The sequence below is a fragment of the Stenotrophomonas sp. GL_111 genome (assembly GCF_057835245.1).
On the sequence record NZ_CM174421.1, the window covers coordinates 2249448 to 2266432 of the forward strand.

Annotated in this window: 16 protein-coding genes; 3 read left to right on the forward strand and 13 right to left on the reverse strand. The window is 62.9% G+C overall.

What is annotated here, in order from left to right; genetic code table 11:
• Positions 1 to 114: 114 nt before the first annotated feature.
• From AC3IPM_RS10085 to AC3IPM_RS10100, 4 genes are all read right to left on the reverse strand, one after another.
• On the reverse strand, positions 115 to 669 hold the full coding sequence (locus tag AC3IPM_RS10085) for a hypothetical protein (protein ID WP_489299714.1): 555 nt from the start codon (positions 667 to 669) through the stop codon (positions 115 to 117).
• Between the two features lie 255 nt (positions 670 to 924).
• A complete protein-coding gene (locus AC3IPM_RS10090) occupies positions 925 to 1293 on the reverse strand; it encodes a nuclear transport factor 2 family protein (protein WP_489299715.1) in 369 nt (122 codons plus the stop codon).
• A gap of 165 nt (positions 1294 to 1458) precedes the next feature.
• On the reverse strand, positions 1459 to 2313 hold the full coding sequence (locus AC3IPM_RS10095) for an MBL fold metallo-hydrolase (protein ID WP_489299716.1): 855 nt from the start codon (positions 2311 to 2313) through the stop codon (positions 1459 to 1461).
• Positions 2310 to 3131, reverse strand: coding sequence for an MBL fold metallo-hydrolase (locus AC3IPM_RS10100; RefSeq protein ID WP_489299717.1), 822 nt, complete (start codon positions 3129 to 3131; stop codon positions 2310 to 2312). The genes AC3IPM_RS10095 and AC3IPM_RS10100 overlap by 4 nt, the downstream gene beginning before the upstream one ends.
• A gap of 131 nt (positions 3132 to 3262) precedes the next feature.
• On the opposite strand from AC3IPM_RS10100, the gene gcvA reads away from it, so the two are divergent.
• Positions 3263 to 4165 (forward strand): transcriptional regulator GcvA, encoded by a 903-nt coding sequence (gene gcvA / locus AC3IPM_RS10105; protein ID WP_489299718.1) that lies wholly within the window; start codon positions 3263 to 3265, stop codon positions 4163 to 4165.
• Between the two features lie 27 nt (positions 4166 to 4192).
• Here the strand turns inward: gcvA and AC3IPM_RS10110 are convergent, their stop codons facing one another.
• On the reverse strand, positions 4193 to 4795 hold the full coding sequence (locus AC3IPM_RS10110) for a DUF998 domain-containing protein (protein WP_489299719.1): 603 nt from the start codon (positions 4793 to 4795) through the stop codon (positions 4193 to 4195).
• Positions 4796 to 4969: 174 nt separating this feature from the next.
• Between AC3IPM_RS10110 and AC3IPM_RS10115 the strand changes: the two genes are divergently transcribed.
• Positions 4970 to 5518: a hypothetical protein gene (locus AC3IPM_RS10115; RefSeq protein WP_489299720.1), complete on the forward strand. Its 549-nt coding sequence runs from the start codon at positions 4970 to 4972 to the stop codon at positions 5516 to 5518.
• Between the two features lie 64 nt (positions 5519 to 5582).
• The gene (locus AC3IPM_RS10120; RefSeq protein WP_489299721.1) at positions 5583 to 6323 is read left to right on the forward strand and encodes a hypothetical protein; all 741 of its coding nucleotides are present in this window, start codon (positions 5583 to 5585) and stop codon (positions 6321 to 6323) included.
• A gap of 318 nt (positions 6324 to 6641) precedes the next feature.
• Here the strand turns inward: AC3IPM_RS10120 and AC3IPM_RS10125 are convergent, their stop codons facing one another.
• The 8 genes from AC3IPM_RS10125 to AC3IPM_RS10160 form a co-directional block, all read right to left on the reverse strand.
• On the reverse strand, positions 6642 to 7760 hold the full coding sequence (locus AC3IPM_RS10125; protein ID WP_489299722.1) for a serine hydrolase domain-containing protein: 1119 nt from the start codon (positions 7758 to 7760) through the stop codon (positions 6642 to 6644).
• Positions 7761 to 7849: 89 nt separating this feature from the next.
• Positions 7850 to 9232, reverse strand: coding sequence for an aldehyde dehydrogenase family protein (locus tag AC3IPM_RS10130; protein WP_489299723.1), 1383 nt, complete (start codon positions 9230 to 9232; stop codon positions 7850 to 7852).
• A gap of 31 nt (positions 9233 to 9263) precedes the next feature.
• The gene (locus AC3IPM_RS10135) at positions 9264 to 10919 is read right to left on the reverse strand and encodes an acetolactate synthase large subunit (protein WP_489299724.1); all 1656 of its coding nucleotides are present in this window, start codon (positions 10917 to 10919) and stop codon (positions 9264 to 9266) included.
• A 132-nt stretch (positions 10920 to 11051) separates the two neighbouring features.
• Positions 11052 to 11333 (reverse strand): hypothetical protein, encoded by a 282-nt coding sequence (locus AC3IPM_RS10140; protein WP_489299725.1) that lies wholly within the window; start codon positions 11331 to 11333, stop codon positions 11052 to 11054.
• Between the two features lie 85 nt (positions 11334 to 11418).
• Positions 11419 to 11730 (reverse strand): hypothetical protein, encoded by a 312-nt coding sequence (locus AC3IPM_RS10145; protein ID WP_489299726.1) that lies wholly within the window; start codon positions 11728 to 11730, stop codon positions 11419 to 11421.
• A gap of 104 nt (positions 11731 to 11834) precedes the next feature.
• The gene (locus tag AC3IPM_RS10150) at positions 11835 to 15515 is read right to left on the reverse strand and encodes a hypothetical protein (protein WP_489299727.1); all 3681 of its coding nucleotides are present in this window, start codon (positions 15513 to 15515) and stop codon (positions 11835 to 11837) included.
• A 30-nt stretch (positions 15516 to 15545) separates the two neighbouring features.
• Positions 15546 to 16358, reverse strand: coding sequence for a hypothetical protein (locus tag AC3IPM_RS10155; RefSeq protein WP_489299728.1), 813 nt, complete (start codon positions 16356 to 16358; stop codon positions 15546 to 15548).
• Positions 16359 to 16469: 111 nt separating this feature from the next.
• Positions 16470 to 16880, reverse strand: coding sequence for a hypothetical protein (locus AC3IPM_RS10160; RefSeq protein WP_489299729.1), 411 nt, complete (start codon positions 16878 to 16880; stop codon positions 16470 to 16472).
• Between the last annotated feature and the right edge of the window lie 105 nt (positions 16881 to 16985).

Here is a 16985-nt window from a genome sequence, read left to right on the forward strand (position 1 = left end):
CCCCCCTTTGCGGGTGAATCTGATAAGTCAACCGTAAAGCGTGCAGCTATGTTGCGGAGGATGCCGTGCAGGAGACGACTACGATCAAGCGCAACGATAGAGCGACTGAGGACTTCATGGCCCAAAACCGACGGCCATCGCGACAATCCGCTTTTCTCGCGAATAGAAGCATATGCTTGATCCGTTATCCGAGTAGCCACAGACGCGCTCGATCTGTAGTTGGCCAAGTTTCGCTTGCGAGCTGTGGGTCTGGCCGTAGCTCCCTGCGGCCGCCCTGCCCTTGGATTCTGGATCTCCGATTGCTACCCCTTTGAGCTCCAGACCCTTCAGGCTCTCGGTCTCCTTAAGCGAATGTTGCCCAATGGCGACCGACGAAACACGGATCTCGTCGATAGTACGGAACTTAGGTGCGATGTCAGGATCAGATGTGATCACCACCTCCAATTGGGTGGATCGGTCCCAGTATCTACGACGGATCAGCCCCGCGTCGTCAATGCTTTTTTCGCCTTCGCCATAGCGATGCAAGATGTCGAACTCGTCATACACACGAGGTAGGTACGCACCGTCATGGAAGACCTTTGATACAAGGTCTGCCTTGGACCCGGCTGCCTGAGTGGTGGCTACAGCTAGCAATCCAAATGCCAATAGTGTCCACCGGGTCGTGTTCATGAGCTTAATTAGCCTTTAGAAGAAGGGGATCACTACTGGACGTTGGTAGTTCAGCCGCTGATGCGGCATTCTCCGAGTCCAGACCACAGCGTCGCGTGCTTGGTTGACGACGCTGCACCGGCCACACTGCTCAGCCTGTAGATGTTGGAGAGATAGACGTACGCTTGCTCAACCCAACTAACCTTCGCAGGCAAGCCATTTCCCGTCGCGTCGTAGGTGCAGATATCGATGAATGAGGCGCCTCCAGCAGCGGGCTCAGGCCGATGGTAGCGCGACAACGGAACCTCCCAGTACTTGCCAGCCGGTCGCCGTTTTCACCCACAAGCGGCAGTACCTGAAGTGGCCTGAGAACGCTGTGCCGTCGAATGATCCCGCCAGCTCTGCTGTGACCGAGGTGACCGCTGCCTGCTCGCGCACGCTGATCTCTACAGCTCGCCATTCGGCCAATGTCAGCTTCTGCCGTCCGGAACGATGCAGCGCCAGGTCATCCTGCTTACGGAACACGTCGCCCGAAGGACCTACAAAGACCAGGTCATCTGCGATCAGGGAATCCAGGGCCGCCACGTCACTGGTGAGCATCGCGACACGGAGTGCTTCCTCGTGCTGCTGGATTTCAGTTTCCATACGAACTCCGTGAAAGTGGATGGCTTCAGTGCTTCGCCGCGTCCGGCGACACTGTATGGATCACTTGCCCTGCGCATCCAGGAACTCGATTGCGCCGTAGCATTGTCGATACGGCGTGCAGTGATGCGGTCGCTGTCTGGCGTTTCCACGCGCGACTCAGAGATTTCATGGGCGCCCTTCCGACCACTGCAGCCACGTGCCCGGTTCCATTATCTGCAAAGGGACATCCCGCTCGCGTGCCGCCTGGCGAACCCTGCCAAGCGGATCGTCCACTTCGACATACTTGTCCATTCCGCTGATGCCATAGTGAATCGGCACCAGTAACCGAACACCGAGGATAACCGCAGCGGCAACCGCCTGCTCGGGCGTGAGCACGCCTGGCTGCCCGCTTACCGGTTCGCGCCACCCGAAGCGCGCGCCATTGATCGGGAGAAACGCCGCATCGAACGGCCCGAACTGGCGGGCGATGCGCCACCAGTTGCCATGCCACTGGGTATCCCCGCCATGGAAGATCCGCCGCCCGCCCGCAGAGATGACCCACGATACCTGCGTGTCCCCGTAGCCATCCGATGCAGGAACCGCCGTGGCCGTGAAGTCGCCCAACAGCTGCGGCTCCCACAACACACTGGGGCGGGCACGCGCGCCCTGCGGCCACGGCGAGGGCTGCAGGCCTGCGGGATACGCCAACACGCCTCCGTTCTTCAGGGCGGCTGCCACTGCGGTTCCATCGAAGTGGTCCGAATGCGTATGGGTGACCAGTACGTGGGTTTCGCCAACGGCGTCGTTCACCGGCACCAGCCGGTCGGGCAATGCCCTGCCCCATGCCTCCTGGTTGACAAGCGGATCAATGAACAGCGTGCTGTCGGGCAGCTGCAGGCGCACCCCTGCCCATGCCAGTCGCTGGGCGCGCAACGTAGGCGTCGCTGCCACAGCCGCCAGCGCCTCGAAGGGAAGCAGTGTCGCCGCTGCTGCGCCCGCGCAGCCTATAAGGAAGCGCCTGCGGTGATTCAGGTCATTCATGCGGCTTTCTCCCTTGCTGCCAGCGCAGCGTCCAACGCGAAGATCGATTGGGTATCGATCACGTCGAGATTGTGCCCATGCCATTCCCGTTCGAAAGCGGTAGGTACCACGCCTGGTGCAATGCATTCTTCCAGCTGGATGTTCGATATCAGCATTGCCACGTCCTCGGGCGCAGCGCGCAACCGAATACCCACTACCCGATCTTGAATCTGTCGCAGGTAGTGAAGCGCGTTATCGAGTACCGAAGCGTCGAACACACCCATGTGGCCACCCACCACCCTGCTCCGCCCGAACTGCTGGATGCGCCCGATAGCGGCCTGCTGCAGCGCCGGGTCTGCTCGGGAGAGGTAAACAATGTTGCCCACGATGTTGTCGCCCACGCAGACAAGATCGGCGCTGGGCACATCCACGCTGAAGTGGTCCATGGTCTTGCCGGGATTGTGCAGGATACGCAGTTGGTGGCGACCCCAGCGCAGCGACATGTTGTCGAACACGATGTCGGGGTTCCTGTAGCGCGCAGCCACGGGCCGGTTCTGGGAAAGAAACGCCTGTCGGTGGTGCCGGTGCGCCATGAGCAGCGCCTCCGGAAACAGCGATATGCCGGCAATGTGGTCGCTCATGAAGTGGGTAGCGGCGATCAAGTGCACCGTCTTCCCCATCTGCCCACACAGGACTTCCTTCAGCCATGCGGCATCGTTCCCGCTACCCAGCGCGTCGACCAGCAGCGCCCGCTCGCCGTCCATGAAAGCGGTGGCAACCGATTGGACCTCATCGCCAACAAACATCACTACATCTCGAGCCAGTTCCTGGATTTGCATTACGGGCACCCCGTTTGGCAGGACGGGCATCGTGGCCAACCCGGTGAGGCGCGGCAAACGAGTTGTTTTGCGCGTCGCGTTAGAAAATGTAATGCGATACGCTGTGGGCAACTTGGCTCTCCCTGACGCCCGTGAAAGCCCGACCTTCCGCACCGCTCAACGCCCTGCGTACGTTTGAAGCTGCGGCTCGCCATCTGAGCTTCAATGCGGCCGCCAGTGAGCTGTTCGTCACCCCGGCAGCGGTCAGCCACCAGGTGAAGCACCTGGAGGCGCACCTGGGCGTAAGCCTGTTCCAGCGCAACCATCGTTCGGTGGCGCTGACGCCGGAGGGCGCAGCCCTGGCAGCCACCGTGGGCGACTTGCTGGGCCAGCTGGACGTGGCATTGGACCGCGCCAGGAGGCGCGCGCCGACCGAGCTGCGGGTGACCACCATGGAGTCGTTCGCGGCCAAGTGGCTGGTGCCCCGACTACATCGATTCCAGCAGGCCTTTCCGGATGTGCGCGTGCGGATCGATACCAGCGACGAACACGCTGACTTCCTGCGCGAGGGCTTCGACGTGGGCATTCGCTATGGGCCGGGCAACTACCCGGGCGTAAGCGCCGAACGGTTGATGGAGGCGCGGGTGTTCCCGGTATGCTCACCTGCGCTGTTGGCAGATACCCAGCGGCGATTGGAACGCCCTGACGATTTACGCCACTACACGTTGCTGCACGACGAGGGCGCGACAGGACGAGCCGGCGTCCCCGCATGGTCGAATTGGTTGGCAGCGGCAGGCGCCACGGAAGTGAACGCAGCTTCCGGCCCGGTTTTCGCCAGCATCTATCTGGCCCAGGAGGCTGCAGTTGCTGGCCACGGCGTAGCGCTGGGCTTGGCCCCCCTCGTGGAGGAAGACCTTCGGTTGGGCCGGCTGGTCAAGCCGTTCAAGGTAGACCTGGAGAACGCGTATGCGTTCTGGTTGATCCGGCGACAATCCCTATTGCAGCGCGCTGATGTAGAAGCCTTCTGTCATTGGTTGCAAGAGGGCCAGCGGTAGGCTGCGGTATCCTGAAGCACGTGCCCATCACTGCCCGGGATGCGTCCGCAGCTGGCTTGAACCCTTGCGAAGAAGGTACAGCGCAACCAGGAATGGCCAAAGCGAGTTAATGGAGGAAAACAGGCGCTGGGTGAATCCCCTGAAGCCATGCGGGTCCACTCCCACCAGGTTCAACCATAGGTAGACGACTCCCGCGATGCTGACAACAGCGGTCACGGCGTAGCCCCTTCGGCTGGCAGACCAGGCACTCAATTCGATATGTGCCATGGCCGGTGCAATGAGGTTTGCGATGCCGATGGCGTAGAAGCCGTGCATCGGATGGCCCATGGGCCAGAACCCGTTGGTCAGCATGGATACGCCAAAGATCATCCAGCAGGCGGCACCAATGGCGAGCCGGCGACCGGACTCCCGCCATAGCGCAATGGAAAACGCCACGAACCCCAGGCCGGACCCGATGGCGGCGATCCTGATGCACAGGCTCGCGAAACCTCCCGCCTGCAGCAGTTCGCTGGCGTGCTGTGAAAGCGGGCTGTAATCCGGTGCGAACACTGCGCCGACGGTGGTCCAGAACAGGAACCACGGAAGGGGTACCAGACCCGCGGCGAGAAGAAGTCGGTTGTGGCGTAGCACGTACAGTGATCTTTATTGGGGCATGTGAAATCAGGTTGTGCGTGGCGTCTTATTCCGTCAATAGGCGGAAAGTCACTCACAACCGGAAACGAAGCGATCCGTAGCCTCGTGATAGGCTCGCGCCGAACGACGTCCGCACTCTCTCCCAACCGCGCTCCCCATGGGACCGACGCCATGAAAGATCCAGGAACGCCAGCCGCTTTACCGAAGCATGCAGTGATGCTCTGCTTGTGTTTTGCAGCCACCTTCGCCACCGCACCGGCGAAGGCCCAATCTCTCGCGAGCGAGAGCGATAACTGGGTGCCTGTCAGTCTCAAGGACCTGAGGGAGGATGCCTGGCGACGCTCCTCGCCCAATGCCTTTGCACATGTCCGGTTGGACATGAATGGTGATGGCGTCAAGGACGAGGCCATGCTGGTGGTGGATCGCGTACGGCATCGGTCGGCCCTGAAGGTGTGCCTGGCGCCGAACGCCCCGGGCGTATCGGCCGATTGCCACATTCTTGCCGAGGACGATGACGAGGGTGGGTACGAAGCAATGGGCCTGGAAGTGCGCGCGCCGGGCTGTCATCGCTATAACGCGCTCACCGAGGGTTCCGATACCGGCGGCCAGGTATGTAGCAAGGCCGAGACACTGGACTACTTCCGGTTTGGCAGCGCTGGGTCTTTCTTCCTGTACGACAAGAACATCCGCCACTTCAGCCGCTACTGGGATTCGGACTGAAGTGGCCTACCCCAGGCCGCGCCGGTTACAGTGAGCGTCGTCCTACTTGTCCGCGACAGCATCGATGACCCGCTTCCTCCATGCGTTGGTCGGCCTACTGGGTCTGTGCCTGCCGGCAGCGGCCCATGCCGCGCCCGCTTCCTTTACGAACTATGGCGATTTCTACCGGTCACTCGACGGCGCCCTCTTCCAGGATTCCGGAACGACGTTGGCCATGCCGTGCACGGAATCGCCACGTCACTGCATCTGGGTCACCTCGATGCGCCAGGCGCTGCGCCGCTACGACCAACCGTTGTGGACCACGCCTGGCGACCTGGCAATGGCGCCTCCGAACGGTTCCCCCGATGTTGCCTTTGATGGCCAAGCCTTGGTTGTGGGGGCGCGGCGCTGGCCACTGGGCCGCGCTGTGAGCCTCGCGCCACCGGAATGGCGCAGCGACACGGCGATCGACCCGGAGAACCTGACGGCCGTAACGGCCTGGCAGCGCGGCACGTCGGTGTGCCTGGACATGCACTATTCCAGCAGTGGCACCAGCGTGCGCTACACGGTGGTGCTCTTGTTGCATCGTGAGCGCCTCTACACCCTGCCCCGACTGTTTGCCACCTGTGCAGCAGTGCAGATAGCGCCTCACAATGGCTTCAGCTATCCGAGCAACACCTACCTCGGAGCTGAGCAGGAAACCTATCCGACCGGCCTGCAGGTGGACTATCTGCTGTCGCATGGCAAGACACGCATCGCGCGCTATGTACTGCGCTTTTCGGAGCAGAGCAATCCCTACAATTTTACGGCAACGCGCGTCGAATAGATGCTGCTCCCCGCATCACTTCAAGGGCGCTGACGGCAGCGAGGCATCCGGCTTTCCTGGCGAGACCGCATCGGCAGTTGCGTAGGCGCGAGCTTTCACACGGAAGGGCGCGATGCATCCGGTGAGGCCGATGCAGATGGAGAGGGAAAGTGCTATCAACGCTAGTGTTTTCATCGAGGGCGCCATGCTGTGGGGGTTTCGTTTCCATGCGCCCCAAACGTCCGGCGCTGGTCATTGTAAACCCAGTGCTAGCCATCGCTGCGAACATGATCGGGCTCATGCCCTACCCCATCATCACCACGGTCCAGGTGAGGCCCATCAACCCGCGGTATCTTCCCGCGCGGCGATTCTCTCGACCAGCGTATCGATCGCCGTCTCCATGGCGCGCGCCGTCTGGTCGCCGCTCTGGTTGGTGATGACGAATATGCCGAGGTCGTACTTCGGAATGATGTAGATGTAGCACTGCGCGCGCGGCACGCCGCCGTGATGCGCGTAGTAGATGCCTTTCAAGGCGTCACCGCCGACGATGTTCCAGAAGTAGCCGATGCTGAACTCGGAATCGAACTCGACCAGACTCCGGTGTGATTCCGTCACGACGGGGCCACCCGCCAGTTGGAACTTCAGGTACTCCACCATGTCCGGGGCTGTCGCTTTCACGTTCCCGGATGCCCCCCAGGGCAATTGCGGCATCGGCGTGGTCGGTACCGGGTTGTCGCTGTGATAGCCGACCGCAAGCCGCGGTGCCGCGGCGTCGCTCAGCCTGATCCTGACCCCTGTCATCGCCGCAGAATCGCCGAGGAATCCACGCAACAGCGACGCGTAGTCGCGCTTGTAGACCACCTCCAGAATATGCGCCGCCAGTTCCGTCCCGGCACTGGAGTAGGCGTATTCCTTTCCGGGCGCCCGCCCAATCTCGACAGCGTGCAGGTCCTTGAAGAAATCAGCCTTGCCGTAGTCTGCGTACACAGCATTGAGCTCGCGCGGCGTACCATGATCGGTGAAGTCTGCGAGTACCGTATTGACGCGCTCCGGCAACATGTTCGGCAGGCCACTCGTATGCGACAGCAGGTGGCGGATGCGAATGGGCTCACCCTTGTACTGCAGGTTCGGATACGCCTCCTGCAGATACATCCGGACATCGTCGTCCAGCCCCAACTTTCGCTCCAGGACGGCATTGGCCATCAAGGTTCCGGTCAGGGTCTTGCTCAACGAACCGATTTCGTAGAGGGTCGCATCGGTCGGCGGGCCTGGTTTCCCGGTTTCCATGTCGCCGCGGTGACGGATGAATTCCTTGCCCCGGTATACGACCCCGATCGAGGTCGAGTGGAGCAGCGGTTGCTCGATCAGCGTTGCAGCGATCTCATCGATCTCGGCGCCCAGATCCTTCGTCGGTGCAGGCTCGCTCGCACACCCTGTAGCCAAAAGTGCGGCGGACATCAGCAAGCAATCAAACCACCGCCTGTTTCGAACAATCATTGTCGGTTCTTTTCGTCTCGTGAGCTCGGCTGAGCACGGGCACGCCGCACTCAGGTCCTGCGCATGAGGATCATCTTCTCCTGCGACATATCGCGCATCGTATACGGAATGCCACCGGTGCCGTAGCCCGATTCGCGGCGGCCTGCGAAGGGCATCCAATCGGTGCGGAATGCAGTGGGGTCGTTGATCATCACCGCCGATGCATCCAGCCGGTCGGCAGCACGCATGGCGATGTCGATGTCCTGCGCGAAGATGCTGGCCTGGAACGCGGTCGGCAGGGAATTCGCGCGCGCGATCGCCTCGTCGAGTTCGGCATAGCGATACACCGCCACCACCGGCCCGAAGACTTCCTGCGTGGTCACCCGGGCGTCGCTGGCCGGATTCAGCAGCACAGTGGGTTGCAGCGTGGTCTCGGAAAGGCGCTTGCCGCCAGTGGCAAGCTGCGCACCGCCGCGCACCGCTTCGTCAATCCATTCGGCGACGCGGTCAGCCTCTCGCGGCTGGATAAGCGGGCCCACCTCGGTGTCCTGCAAGGCCGGGTCACCGGTGCGCAGCCGTTCGACCCGGGCAATGAGGGCCTGGGTGAAGTCCTCGGCGATGTCGTTGTGCACGAAGATGCGCTGCGTGGAGACGCACACCTGGCCTGCGTGGTAATAGCCGCCCTTGACGATTGGCTCGATGATCCTGGCCAGGTCGGCGCTGCGGTCGACAATCGCGGGCGCAACACCGCCATGCTCCAGCGCCGAGCGTGCGCCGTGTGCAAGCTTGGCATGCAGCGACCACCCCACCCTGGCCGAGCCGATGAAACTCAGGAAGGCAATGCGCTTGTCGGTGGCGAGCGCCTCGGCCAGGTCATTGCCTTCCGGGACGAAACTCTGGCACCACGGCTCGGGCAATCCCGCTTCATGCAGCATTGCCACGAAATCCAGGCAGGACAGTGGCGTTGCCGAGGCGGGTTTGATGATGACCGGGCAACCGACCGCGATGGCCGGTGCAACCTGGTGGACGATCAGGTTCAGGGGGTGATTGAACGCCGATATCGCCGCCACGATGCCGATGGGCTCGCGGGTGGTGAACGCCCAGCGCCCGTCGGCCGCTGCCGACAGCCCCATCGGGATTTCGCGGCCGGCAAAGTTGCGCAGCTCATCTGCAGCGTTGTGGACGCCATCAATGGCGCGCGTGGTCTCGATGATGGCATCCGGCAGCGGTTTGCCGCCCTCGCGCGCAATCTGCAGGGCAAGGTGGTCGCGCTTGGCGTCCATCAGGGCGGCGAGCCTGCGCAGGATCGCGATGCGCTCGTGCGGCTTGAGCCAGCCGTCGCGGTCCTTGAATACCCGCTCGGCAGCGATGAGTTTGCGCTCGAGCGCGGCGGCGTTGTCGAATCCGATCTCTGTGATGGGTGCGCGGTCAAAGGCCTGTACGACGGTCAACATCTGGAACTCCTTGCCAAGGGTGGCGGGGCAGTTACGCGCAGCCCACATCCGGCGTGCGATTGCGCAGTTCATCCACCAGCACGCGGGTATTTTCGGAATAGTCGATGGGCACGTCCAGCACGTGGACGCCGCCGCCGGCGAAAGCGGCCCCGATCATGGGCACCAGCTCGTCCACGGCCGTCACCCGGCCCCCCTTCGCACCATAGGCCTCGGCGTACTTGACGAAATCGGGGTTGCCAAAGCGCATGCCGAAATCCTCGAAGCCATCGACGGCCTGCTTCCAGCGGATCATGCCGTAGGCACTATCGTTGAGGATCAGCACGACCAGGTTGAGCCCCAGCCGCACGGCGGTTTCCATCTCCTGGGAATTCATCATGAAACCACCGTCGCCGCACACGGCCATCACACGTCGCTGCGGGTACAGCATCGCCGCCATCATGGCGGACGGCAGGCCGGCGCCCATGGTCGCCAAGGCATTGTCGAGCAGCAGTGTGTTGGCGACGTGCGTGCGGTAGTTGCGGGCAAACCAGATCTTGTACATGCCGTTGTCGAGGCAGACGATGCCGTCGTCCGGCATGGACTGACGCACGTCATGCACCAGCCGCTGCGGGGTGACCGGGAAACGGGCCTCCTCCGCACGATTGTTGAGACGGTCCAGGATCTTCTGGCGCAACTCGATCATGCCTTCGTTGGCGGACACGTGGCCTTCCAGCCGCTCGGCCAGGGCGTCCACCGAAGCGCCAATGTCGCCCAGGACTTCGATATCCGGGTGGTAGACCTGCTCGACCGTGGCGGACTGGAAGCTGACATGGATCACCTTGGGCCCACCGCTGCTCTGCATCAGGAAGGGAGGCTTTTCGATCGTGTCATGGCCGATGGCGATGATCAGATCGGCGCGGGCGACGGCCTCATGCACATAGTCGCCTTCCGAGAGTGCGGCCGTCCCCATGTAGAGGTTGGAGCCACCGGTGACGGCGCCCTTGCCCATCTGCGTGTTGAAGAACGGCAGGCGCGTGCGCGCTACGAATGCGGAAAGCGCCTCGGCGAGCCACGGCCGGCTGGCGGCCGCACCGATCATCACCAGCGGCCACTTCGCCGCGAGGATGGCTGCTGCTGCCCGGTCGAGCGCGGCAGGCGCGGCGATGGGGCGCTCCAGCGGGTGGACCGGAATGACGGGGACATCCTCCACCTCCTCACCCGCCACGTCCTCCGGCAGCTCCAGGTGCACTGGCCCGGGGCGTTCTTCCATTGCCACGCGGAAGGCGTCGCGTACCGTTGCAGGAATCGAGGCCGGGCTGACGATCTGGCGGGTCATCTTGGTGAGTGGCTTCATCGAGGCCACGATATCCACGATCTGGAAGCGTGCCTGTTTGGCGCTCATCACCGCCTTCTGGCCGGTGATGAGAATCATCGGCCACGCGCCAAGGTGGGCATAGGCCGCGCCGGTCGAGAAATTCAGTGCGCCCGGGCCGAGCGTGGCCAGGCACACGCCGGGCCGGCCAGTGAGCCGGCCGTGGGTGGCGGCCATGAAGGCGGCAGCCTGCTCGTGACGCGTGAGGACCAGCGTAATGCGCGACTTCCGGAGTGACTCCAGGAAGTCCAGGTTCTCCTCCCCCGGCACGCCAAAAATCCGGTCTACGCCTTCGTTCTCCAGCGCCTTGACCAGTAGATCCGAGCCCTTCTGCATAGCTTCGACCCTTGCGATGACGACAGGGTGACTATACGCCGGGTCAGCGGCCTCGGCCTGCCGGGCCAATCAGGCCGACTGTCCGGCGCACCATCTTAGCGGGAGATACGGCAACCCCGCCCGCTTCTGAACCTACTGCTTCCGACACGAATTGAGGGTGTCCCCGATGCCATCAAAGATCTGGGAGGCAGACACGATCCATGGCTTGGAGACGATGCAGTACACAATCGCCCCTGTGGCGGGGTCGAAGTTGAAGCTCACGATGACGGTGCCAACAACAGGCACCTTCGTCGTTGCCCTGCCCTGGTTTGCATCCGCCGGCTCGTAGACGGTGCCATGCTGTTCGAGGCTCTTCTTCTTGACGCAATTGAAGATGGCTTCGGTAACGCCGTTGAACGTTCTGCAGTCGCTCATCACACACTCCCTGGGTTTGGCGTTGGGGAGGCGCGCCTTCGCGCGAAGGCACGCCGTGAATGGCACCGCGCCTGCCGATTCCAGGTCAGGTGCAGCTCGCAACAGTGATCACGTTGCACGGCTGATTGGTCTGAACATAGGCCTTGCACGACTGCTTCAGGCGAGCCCTGAGCTTGGTTGCGGCCTGATTCTTCGCAGCCGTGCAGCCCGGGTGTGTGAGTGGGCCCTTCCCCGTGTTCGCATACCCCTTCTCCGCCGCCGTGCACATGTCTGCCGGAGCAGCCTGTTTCACGGTTGCCCGGCCCTCGTAACACTGCACAGCCTTCACCTCCGGCTCGGCCTTCGCCGTCGAAATGGCCGCCAGCAGCAGCGCTGCAAACAGAATGGTCGTTTTCATTGGGATGCCTTTCCATGCGTTGAAGTTGATGGTCCGGTGACATCGCTTCGCGTGCCGACCGACGTTCATGGATCAGTGAGGGCCACCGTCGCGCGGCCCACGCCTCATTCCTCCTTACTTGGACTGGATTGCGTTGACGGCGGGTTGGCGGCGCCCATCTGCTCCGTGCTGATGCCCGCGCGGGGCTCGCCATGCAACGCCCCGGGCGACATCCATGCCTGCAGCGATGTCAGGCCGGCGAGTGCATCCGGCGCACCGAGCCGGATGTCGAAGCGATGCTGGCCTGGCCCCAGCCCATAGAGCGAGCGCGAGGCAATCGCGATGCGCTTGCCGCTGGTATCGATACCGCTGATGATCAATCGACGCATCGTGCGATCGGCGACCGGCATATCGATGCTCACCGCGGCAACGCCGGGAGGTTGTCCGTTTGCGGCCCGGGCGTCTGCAAGACCCAGCGCCATGCGAGGCACCTGCGGGGACCTACGGCCGCTCCCGGCCGGGCTTGCACCCTCCAATCTGCGGGTGTTGAACACCCAGAAACCGCCGTTCCAGGGCCAGCGGCCGATGGTCTGGGCACCGGACGCGGGATCGGACCCGTGCAGCTTGTTCGGAATCGAATTGTCGGGGTCTACCGTGATCTGGAGGTCGTAGGCAATGCCGGCGTCACTGCCGCCAAGGTCTGCGGTGTCCCACAGCACGTCGACATCCGCTAGGCCGCGCGGGGCCAGGGTAATCGGCTTGGAGCGCGCGAACTCGACAAACGCTTCTTCGCCTGCAGACCTGGTATCACCACCGGTCAGTCTGTCAGCGTTCGCGTCGCGTGCCCGATAGGCGAAGGCGACGACGACTTTCTGTGCGGATGTATCGAGTGAGTAGTTGTGCACCGGCACCACGAGTCTGACCTTGGTGCCCTCCTCCACGCCGCCCAGCAGCGGTGCGTACTCGCCGGTCACGTCATCCGGCACGGCCTCGGTGACCTTCAGTCCGCGCAGCCGGAAGTACTCGTCCTCCGGCGCCAGCGTCCAGGTGCCTTGCATCGCGTCGTAGCGCATGCGCCAAGGCAGGTTCAGGGCCGGATCGGGCCGCCCGCCATACGTGCTCTTCCACCACCGGGCGCCACCGGAGGAGCGCAGAAAATCGGTGCCGTGCGCTACCTTGAGCCCGCCGTTCCCAGTGACATAGATCAGCGTCTGGTAGTGATAAGCCTTGGATGCGATGCCTGGTACATCGGGCTGGTCGAGCGTGATCCCGCGCGAGTTGCGCATCGTGCGCTGTGCGACGACGCTGCTTTCCCAGCTCGAGGCATCGGACAGGCTGACGGTGCCCTCGTAGTTGGCGCTGCCACTGAACATGCGCACGTCCGCTGACGCGCGAAAGCCGGTAGTGATATCCAGGCTCCTGTTGAGCGTGTAGGAATAGGATTTCTCGCTGCTGGATCCCGACTCCTTGGTATACTCGAGGCTGAAGGTCTGGGCATTGCCATCGAAGGCGCGCGCGATCGGGCTGTTGAGCGGCTTGCCTTCGACCTCGATGGGTTTGCCGGCAGCATCCTGAAAGCTGAACGCGCCGATATCCGTGGCGAACAGGCCCTGCGCCGGGATCTCGGGATAGCTGGTGGCGTTGTAGTTCTGATGCGATGGGCTGTACCAGTCATAGTTCAGGCCCCCACCGCTGTATTCCATCAGCTGCCCGGGGATGACGATGTCGTAGAACGGAAAGCGGCCTGAGCGCTCCTTGTTCACGCCGTAGACGGGATAGCGCCAGATGTCCACCAGACGCATGTTGAATACCAGGTGGTCGTCCTGCGTCGTGGTTGCTGCCTTCTGTGTCGTGATTGATTGATAGGCGCTGTTGAGGTTGCGCTCCATGCTGTTGGTCTCGAACGAGATTGCGGTCCTCACCGACAGCGAAGTTTCGAAGTTGGCGATGTTCATGAATCCGCCGCCGACGGTACTGCCAACGGTCTGCGTGAGGCCGCCGCCGAAGCGGGCCGAGCTGGCGTTGGTGGAGGTTTCGGTCAGCGTGCTGTCCGCGCTGTCACGCAGGGTGACGCTGAAGGCAGATGGCCCGACACCGGCCAACAGGTTGACGATCTCGTAGGGCGGATCGGCATCCGGCGCAGGCAGTGCATCAACGTGCCGTGGCGGCATGGCCACGACATACTGCGGGTCGATCATGTCCTGGATGGTGATGTGGGCAGGATTGCCGAGATACAGGGACTCTCCGCCACGATCGTAGGCAACCAGTGGCACGCCAAACACAAGCCCGCTGGCCTCATAGTTCGGCATGCGGTGGCGGTAAACCGGCTCTAGCGCCAGGGTCTCGTTGTTGACGCGGGCGACCACGATCTCAGGCACCGTCCGTCCTGGCTGTTCGCTGCGCTCGGGCAATGCCACCGCCATCTGGTGGCGCGGATCGATACCGTCATTCTTGAATCCGATGAAGTTCCCCGCCGCAACAGAGGGGCCCAGCGCCGTGATTGCCACCGGCGATCTGTCCGACGAGAACTGTGCCACCGGGCCCGCCAGGAGCGTTGGTGGATCACCATCGCGGACCTGCAGCACGCGGCCCATGATCTTCGCGTCCGGGGAAACATAGGCGATGGCCAGTTGCCGGCGAAAGAACGGATCGCGCGTAGGCGAAGCGGCTCTGGGGTCGAACTGGAACAGCCCGGTGGCGATGTCGGCGTAGGTGTCCCTTGCCAATGGGCCAATCACGGTCTTCGCCTTGGGCAGGCCGATCTGCTCCAGCTTTGCAGGGTCGAAGTACGCCACTGCGAGCTGATCGGTGTCGGCATCCTTCGCAACCCGATAGCTCATGATGAACTGTTCGTGGCCACGGCCAACGAAATCCGCCGACGCCAGCGCAAGCGACGTTGCTCTGCCGGTGGGAATCTCATACGCAAAGGAGGCGCCGACGCGTTGCAGCGTGTGCGTGCTGCCATCGCTGGCATAGCGATAGGCCGCCAGGCGCACGCGGCCGGCGCCCGTGCCAGCCGCAGCATCTGCAGCACTGATGATCTGCAGCGTACCGTCGTTCATATAGTCGCCAATCGTCACCGCCACGTCACCCGTGGGCGCTTCATCGGCCGGGCCGACATAGGAGGCGGCGACTTTCAGCTCGCCTTCCGCACCTTCCTTGGGGACCCAGATGATGACGTCGATCTGCAGGCGATGTTGCAGGTTGGCGTAAGCGGCAACGATCGCCTGATGCGGCTGCTCGTCCTGGCTGGGGCGGCGCAGCAGCTCCCCGACCGCAAGATCGAAGTTGCGACCGAGAGTGTTGATGGAGGGGTTGGGGAAAGACAGCGTTGCACGGCTCCCGTTGTTTATCTTCAGGGGGCTCGTATACACGGTGATGCCGAAATTGGTCATGCACACCGCCTGCTCGAAATCCGGCGTGGACACACGACCATGGCCGAGGCGTCGCCGCTGCGACTGCTGACAGGAATCTCCCGGCTGCAGCTTCTGCGCCGATACGGTCCATTGTTTGAGCTGGGCGTCAGCCGCGGCGTAGTCGAACAGATCGCTGTAGAGGGAGGAGTTCTGGCTGGCCAGAAGCCCGAGCGTGCTCACCGGGAACAGCGTCAACTTCTTGGGGTTGTCGACTGGATCGATGTCGCCAGGGCGCACGTCGTCTGAGGCTGCCCTGTTCGTGCGCGTAGCCTCATCCGCTGCCGCACTGCCGGCCGTTGCGGCGGCGGCCAGGCACATCGCGGTGATGGCGCTGATCACGGCATGACGAGCGTTGCCGCCGCGTCTGTTGCCGTAGAGTCCCCTGGTCATGCTGCTCTCCCTGCACCTGGTGGGCTGGCATCAGTGCTTTCGGCACATCAGGGCGGTGTAGTACGGCGCCTGGACGGCGCTGTCCGTGGGCTGCGCGATGACAGGCTCGGTCTTGCCATCGACAATGCTGAAATCCCCCTTGGACGCATAGCCGCTGGCGCAGCACCCGCTGGCACCGGCAATTTCGTGACCACCGAACGGGATCTTGCCTTGGACACCGTGGGCGTGGCGGCGGACTTCGCTCGGCTCCAGCGGTTTTCCGCCAAACTGGTAGTACGGCGTGCCGTTGTCGGGAAGCGCGACGATGTAACGTCCCGCCACCGAGTTCTCCGCTTCCCATGTCGTGGGGCAAAGGGTCTGCGCCATGAAGGTCATCAGGCCGGAGGGAATCGTCGACCCATCAGGGTTGGAGGTCTTGATGCAGAGCCCATACTGCACGTAGGGCAGATCGCCACTTGCCGCCTCGGAGGCGCCGGAGACGGCGTAATCACCGGAGTCCCCCAGGCTCTTGTTGCAACAGCCACCGACCAGGACGAAGTTCTTCGACGGCAGGGAGACTTTCCCGCTGATGCGCTCGTGCAGGTGTTTTGGCGCATTTTTGCCGTCCAGTGCATCTCCCGCGAAGCCCCCTATTCCACCCCCGAGAGGTGCAGGCACCACGAAGCGCCCTTTGGCCCCGTCCACCGAGGTCCAGCCTTCGGGACAACTGCCCGCGAAGTAGGCCTGCGAGAAGAAAGGCATGGCGTCGGCCGCGATGGCGATCTGCGGCACCAGTGAGGAAAGGAAGAATCCGGCAAGGAACGGCCCCAGGAGGGGGCCATGAAACCGACGCGTGGTCGCCATGTCGCACCTGTGAAGTGAGATCGAGCCAAAGACGGCCTGAGCCAGGTGCGTGCCGGATCATGGCGATCCGAGGCGCACGTGGGATTCGAGATATGCGGACCTGACTGCGGGTCAATCGACCTTGCAGGCCAGCAGTTGAACGAAGGGAAGCGCCGACGTTGTTTCGTCGGTTTCCAGGTCGGCAGAATGTTCCCCCTTCCGCGTCGACTGGCTGTTGCAACAACTACTTGCGCCTGAAATCGAGTGCTCGTTGAGGTTGGCCGAGACCTTCGCCTTGTGCTTGTGCTTGCGATCTTCGCGGTCGGCCAGCGCTTTGCCGGAGGTGGATCCAATTGCCCCTGGATCATTGGCCACCAGCAGCATTCTGCCGTTCGCGTTGACGAGCCGACTGCTGCCCGCTGGGCAAGCAGTTCCCGACATGAAGAAGATCATGTTCTTCGGCAGCTCCGCCAAGGCTGTGCCTTCAAAGCCCAGCAATGCGACCATGCCGACGGTCAATATCCCAAAGGTTCGCGTGCGCATCCCCTGCCCCCTGGCATCTGGACGTTCGTATGAGCCTGAAAATCATCCCCGGCCAAACAAGCCCCTTGCCCTGCAAAATAACGGACCTTGCATCCGCTCCTGCAG

What these genes read in the sequence shown, in the direction of transcription:
- AC3IPM_RS10085 (WP_489299714.1), bottom strand. Translation starts at nt 669, where the DNA reads ATGAACACGACCCGGTGGACACTATTGGCATTTGGATTGCTAGCTGTA.
- AC3IPM_RS10090 (WP_489299715.1), bottom strand. Translation starts at nt 1,293, where the DNA reads ATGGAAACTGAAATCCAGCAGCACGAGGAAGCACTCCGTGTCGCGATG.
- AC3IPM_RS10095 (WP_489299716.1), bottom strand. Translation starts at nt 2,313, where the DNA reads ATGAATGACCTGAATCACCGCAGGCGCTTCCTTATAGGCTGCGCGGGC.
- AC3IPM_RS10100 (WP_489299717.1), bottom strand. Translation starts at nt 3,131, where the DNA reads ATGCAAATCCAGGAACTGGCTCGAGATGTAGTGATGTTTGTTGGCGAT.
- AC3IPM_RS10115 (WP_489299720.1), top strand. Translation starts at nt 4,970, where the DNA reads ATGAAAGATCCAGGAACGCCAGCCGCTTTACCGAAGCATGCAGTGATG.
- AC3IPM_RS10120 (WP_489299721.1), top strand. Translation starts at nt 5,583, where the DNA reads ATGACCCGCTTCCTCCATGCGTTGGTCGGCCTACTGGGTCTGTGCCTG.
- AC3IPM_RS10125 (WP_489299722.1), bottom strand. Translation starts at nt 7,760, where the DNA reads ATGTCCGCCGCACTTTTGGCTACAGGGTGTGCGAGCGAGCCTGCACCG.
- AC3IPM_RS10130 (WP_489299723.1), bottom strand. Translation starts at nt 9,232, where the DNA reads ATGTTGACCGTCGTACAGGCCTTTGACCGCGCACCCATCACAGAGATC.
- AC3IPM_RS10135 (WP_489299724.1), bottom strand. Translation starts at nt 10,919, where the DNA reads ATGCAGAAGGGCTCGGATCTACTGGTCAAGGCGCTGGAGAACGAAGGC.
- AC3IPM_RS10140 (WP_489299725.1), bottom strand. Translation starts at nt 11,333, where the DNA reads ATGAGCGACTGCAGAACGTTCAACGGCGTTACCGAAGCCATCTTCAAT.
- AC3IPM_RS10145 (WP_489299726.1), bottom strand. Translation starts at nt 11,730, where the DNA reads ATGAAAACGACCATTCTGTTTGCAGCGCTGCTGCTGGCGGCCATTTCG.
- AC3IPM_RS10150 (WP_489299727.1), bottom strand. Translation starts at nt 15,515, where the DNA reads ATGACCAGGGGACTCTACGGCAACAGACGCGGCGGCAACGCTCGTCAT.
- AC3IPM_RS10155 (WP_489299728.1), bottom strand. Translation starts at nt 16,358, where the DNA reads ATGGCGACCACGCGTCGGTTTCATGGCCCCCTCCTGGGGCCGTTCCTT.
- AC3IPM_RS10160 (WP_489299729.1), bottom strand. Translation starts at nt 16,880, where the DNA reads ATGCGCACGCGAACCTTTGGGATATTGACCGTCGGCATGGTCGCATTG.